The following is a 4,573-nucleotide window of genomic DNA, read 5'->3' on the forward strand; positions in this document are numbered from 1 at the left end:
GATCTATGCCCCGCACCATGCCCCGACCTTTGGCTGACACTCGCCCTGGATCGTACTTTTCCGCGATCTGCTCAAGGCGAGTTTTCAGCAAATTGCCTTTCTCCTCGACGGACGCTGCAAAGCTATGCGTTCGCCAGAAGTGCTCCAGGGCTGCTCTGGCGGTCACAAAAGCGTGGCAATTTCCGCGGAATGTGCCATTGTGCTCACCCGGCTCCCACTTGTCGAGTTGTCGATCAATTAGGACGAGGGCCATCGGTAGGCCATAGCCCGATATCGATTTGGCCATTGTGACGATGTCCGGGCGGAGACCGGCCGCCTCGAAGCTGAAGAACGCATCGGTCCGGCCAACGCCGACCTGGATGTCGTCTACGATCAGTAGAGCTCCATGTCTGCGCGCAATGGCCGCCACCTTGCGCAGCCACTCCATGCGGGCGACATTGAGGCCGCCTTCGCCCTGAACTGTCTCGACAATCACCGCCGCCGGAGCGTCCACGCCGCTGGAGGGGTCCGAGAGCAGGCGATCAAGGTATTCGGCGGTGTCTACACTGGACCCAAGGTAGCCGTCATAGGGTAGCCGTGTGACGCCGCCGAGCAACTGGCCAGCAGCTGCGCGGTGGTATCTGTTGCCGGTGCAGGAGAGAGCGCCAAGGCTCACGCCATGAAAGCCGTTGGTGAAAGCTATGATGTTGGGGCGTCCAGTGATCTTGCGCGCTAACTTGAGGGCAGCCTCGACCGCGTTGGCGCCGGTCGGACCGGGAAACTGTACGACGTAGTCTAGTCGTCGCGGCCTAAGGATCGTCTCGTGGAACTCCTGCAGAAAAGACTCCTTGGCTTCGTTATACAGATCGAGGCCTTGAGTAATGCCGTCACTCGCAATGTAGTCTGCGAGCGCGGACTTCAGCTCGGGAGGATTGTGCCCATAGTTTAGGCTTGAACAGCCCATGAGAAAGTCCAGATAGGCTGACCCATCTCGCGCGAACAGCTGAGCCCCTCGTGCCCGCGTGAAAACCACGGGAAAGCTACGGGAGTAGCTGCGCACTTCAGACTCGAGATGGTTGAAGATCGCGAATTCTTCCTCGCGATCTGGTGCACTTTGGACAATCATCGTTGCTTCCTCATTTGAATATTGATTGGCAGGACGGCGGGAATGCCGGCACGGCTGGTGGAGCGTAGAATGGGGCCGATGGCTATCGTGTGCTCGCTCTCATGCTGACCCTTAAAATAGCTTGGCGATCGAACCGGAGAGCTTGCCGGCTTGGCATGCGCTTCGCGATGAGTTCAGATACACCGGCTGCACGAATACTCCGTCGGTCTCTGGAGTGTCACTGCCCGCAATTGGAGAATCTCTGGCTATCACTGATCATCCGGGTCCTTCAGGCAAACATCAGTGCCGCCTCGCGTCGCATTTCGCGAAGAGGACTTCTCAAGAGTCATGCCAACAGCACCGACGCAGCCTCAGAAATGTTTTTCTGAGTTTTGTTCAATAACTTGACCCGGAGTGCTGCAGCAGGCATGGCAGAAAACAAAGTGTCGCGGATTCGACAAACACGACAGTGGGTGCGCCCTAGCGTTTGATCAGGAATGGCGACTGGGGGTTAACAACGGGACTTGTAGCGGATCATCTTGCTATCGGCGCTGATGAAGGAGCAGGCCCTCCGCTCCGACAGCAAGCCTTTCGCCCTCCGCGCGATTTCCCAAAATGAAAGAGCTCCGGAACATCTTTTGCGGGGCCCATGAAACGTTCAATGTCCCAGGGCTCACGAGGCCCGGCCTAAAGGCACGACTGATCTGGATTGCGCGGCGATCTAGTGAAAGGGGGTCCCCCCGGTCGACTTGATCTACGCCTTGGTGTGATGTGCTTTCAGGTGTGTGGTGTCGATCATAATGCGCTCGGGCTTTTGCCCCTCCGCGGCTAATGCTGCGAAGATACGGTCGAATACACCAAGCCGGCTCCAGCGGATAAAGCGATTGCCCCCGCGGGTCACTTCAAATTCCCCCGGTTGGGGTCAGTCAAACTCCCCCACCTGCAAGGCAGGACAGGAACTGGGTTTGTTAGGGTGACTTCGTTTCCCGCACAAGGGCTTCAGCGGCCTCTTTGAGACAATAGCTGCGTCCACCCGCAAGCGGATTATTCGCACGTCGATCGACGAGATTGTTGTTCGCGTCGAGGAAGACGCTCTCGGTCTCGTCATTCGTTGGCAAGGCGGCGATCACACGCCTTTACGCGTGCGCAAGAACCGCGCCGGCCAGCATCGGTGGGGAACCGACGCTGACGTGGTCGAACTCGTGGCCGTATTGGCTCGACAAATGCCGGATCAAGCAATTGCGGCGGTGCTCAACCGGGCTGGCAAGAAGACCGGCAAGGGCAATGGTTGGACCCGTTCCCGCGTGTGCTTCCTGCGCAATCACCGCCGCATTCCACCGTGCCGAGAGGGCGAGCGTGCCGAACGAGGTGAGGTAACGCTCGAGGAGACGGCCAAGATCCTCAACGTCAGTGAAGCAACGGTCCGGCGAATGATCCAGGAGAAGCTTCTAGCGGCCCGTCAGTATTGCAAAGGCGCGCCATGGGTGATCCAAAACAGCGACCTTGATCGTGAAGACCTGCAACGCATCGCCGACGCGCGACGTTCACGACGGCCGCCGTCCGAGGATCCACGTCAAAACAGCCTGGCTTTATAAGGTGATAGCGAGATGAGCATTATGAATCGAGATCGGGTTTGCCGACGAGAAGCGCGTTCTCGCCGGCGGCAATGAACGCCAATGTTTGAAGCTGGAAGCAGGTTTGGCGCGGCAATTTGGGATTGAAGGACAGTCCAGCTCGGCGAGCGTCAGTTTTTCATCGAGCCCGGATTGCTGACATCGCCGCTCGATAAGGCGGGGGCTGTGGGGCTTCTTCGACTTGTTCCAGCGCGTGCTCAAACAGCCGCTCGACAGTCGCGCGTACGTGCCTGTAACGGTAGATGCCGTTGCTGATGGCATGAGCACAGGCTTGCTCGACCAGCCGTGTCGGATATTTCCGGCTCCGCCCCACAATGCCCCACATTGCGCGCTGTCCGGGGCGTCCCTCGGCATCGAACATGTGTTGGCACAGGGCCCTGGTTTGGGGACCGATGCGACCGGCGTTCGCCAGCAGCACGGCGGTTTGCCGCGACGGATTGAACGGCCGTTCGTTGGTCGGCAGGACGACAGAACCGGGGTGCGTCAGGGGTGGAGTGTTAAATGTGGCCGGAGAGCGTCCGCGTTCGCGATCTGCGCGCTCGTCGGCCGCCAGCCAAGTCGTTAACGCATCCTGAACCCGAAACGTCGTATTCGAACTTTCTCTCGGAGGTTTCGATGTCGAACGACAGGTTGCTGACGGAAGCGTGGCTGGAAGCCCTGGCTGTAGGGACTGCGGCGGACGGCACGATCGAAACCTACCAGGACGATCTCGACTGCTACCTTGGCTGGCTCTCTTCCGCCGGGCTGCGGTTGTCAGGTGTGACGTTCGCCGGCCTCGTGGGCTATTTCGGCCATCTTTCCGCGAAGGGTTACGCCGAGGCGACCGTCGCCCACCGCAGGGCCGTCGTTCGGACCTTGCACGCCTGGCTCTTCGCCGAAGGCCATGCCGAAGGAAACCCGGCTGCGCTGCTCGAACCCATGCGGCGCTCCAGGAACGTTCCGTCCGTGCTTTCGATCGAGGAGACCGAACGCTTCTTCGATACCGCCCACTCGCTCACAGCCGACCGCAGCCTCGGCCTTTACAGGCGGGCGGCATACGCGAGGCGCGCCGCGCTGTTCGAAGCACTGTATTCCTCAGGCATGCGCATCACCGAGGCGGTCCGCCTGCCAGCCTCGGTGCTCGCCAATAACGGAAAAATGTTCAACATACGCGGCAAGGGCGACAAGGAACGCATGGTGCCTCTAGGGTCGCGTGCCGTGGATGCCATGCGGCTCTGTCGATACCGGATCAATACTCCCCATAAGTGCCGTTTGAATCTTCCCCAGTTTAGCGTTGCCGCCGGTCTTCCGGGGCGCGCCCCGGAGGACCGGCGGCACGTCATCACCGATACTGCTCTCGATGGTCGAGAGGGGAATGGCGGTGATCAAACTCGGGGAGATAGTCATGATCTTGGACATGCACCGGCAGGGCCTGTCGGTGTCAGCGATAGCCAGGCAGACCGGCGTCGATCGAAAGACAATCCGCAAATACATCGAGCGTGGCCTTGAGGCCCCTGCCTACGGACCAAGGAAGCCGCGGGCGACAGTGATAGATCCATTCACCGCCTATCTGCGTGAACGGGTTGCTGGCTATCCCGGCCTTAGCGGTCGGCGGCTCCTGCGAGAACTGAAGGATCGTGGGTACGCCGGTGGCTACACTACCGTCACGGACTTTCTCAGAGACGTTCGTCCGACCTCAGAACCCGGCTTTGAAGTTCGGTTCGAAACAGCTCCCGGCGAACAGGCCCAGGTGGATTTCGCCCAATTCCATGTCGTCTTCACCGATGAGCCGGCAACCCCCAGGATCGTCTGGCTGTTTTCTATGGTGCTGGGCTATAGCCGTCTCATCTGGGCGCGCTTTGCTATGCATCAGGAT

4 protein-coding genes and 3 pseudogenes are annotated in these 4,573 nt (G+C 59.8%); 3 read left to right on the plus strand and 4 right to left on the minus strand.

What is annotated here, in order from left to right:
* A partial coding sequence (locus EOA24_RS28210) for an aspartate aminotransferase family protein (protein WP_133374642.1) occupies positions 1-1,105 on the minus strand: 1,105 nt, incomplete at its 3' end.
* A gap of 736 nt (positions 1,106-1,841) precedes the next feature.
* A pseudogene (locus EOA24_RS43370) lies at positions 1,842-1,970 on the minus strand (IS5/IS1182 family transposase); the annotation flags it as partial.
* A gap of 256 nt (positions 1,971-2,226) precedes the next feature.
* Here EOA24_RS43370 and EOA24_RS42505 point away from each other — a divergent pair.
* Complete coding sequence (locus EOA24_RS42505; RefSeq protein WP_245501870.1) at positions 2,227-2,679, plus strand: helix-turn-helix domain-containing protein; 453 nt, start codon at positions 2,227-2,229, stop codon at positions 2,677-2,679.
* 34 nt (positions 2,680-2,713) lie between these two features.
* On the opposite strand, the pseudogene EOA24_RS42510 reads toward EOA24_RS42505, so the two are convergent.
* Positions 2,714-2,877 (minus strand): annotated as a pseudogene (locus EOA24_RS42510) (ATP-binding protein); the annotation flags it as partial.
* A gap of 1 nt (position 2,878) precedes the next feature.
* Positions 2,879-3,199, minus strand: a pseudogene (locus tag EOA24_RS28225) (IS21 family transposase); the annotation flags it as partial.
* Positions 3,200-3,333: 134 nt separating this feature from the next.
* Between EOA24_RS28225 and EOA24_RS28230 the strand changes: the two are divergent.
* On the plus strand, positions 3,334-4,206 hold the full coding sequence (locus EOA24_RS28230; RefSeq protein ID WP_189354277.1) for a site-specific integrase: 873 nt from the start codon (positions 3,334-3,336) through the stop codon (positions 4,204-4,206).
* Positions 4,103-4,573 (plus strand): helix-turn-helix domain-containing protein (locus EOA24_RS28235; RefSeq protein ID WP_133374643.1); only part of this gene is annotated, 471 nt, incomplete at its 3' end. The genes EOA24_RS28230 and EOA24_RS28235, both read left to right, overlap by 104 nt.

This window comes from Mesorhizobium sp. M2A.F.Ca.ET.039.01.1.1 (assembly GCF_003998035.1).
Taxonomy (GTDB): domain Bacteria; phylum Pseudomonadota; class Alphaproteobacteria; order Rhizobiales; family Rhizobiaceae; genus Mesorhizobium.

What these genes read in the sequence shown, in the direction of transcription:
- EOA24_RS28230 (WP_189354277.1), top strand. Translation starts at nt 3,334, where the DNA reads ATGTCGAACGACAGGTTGCTGACGGAAGCGTGGCTGGAAGCCCTGGCT.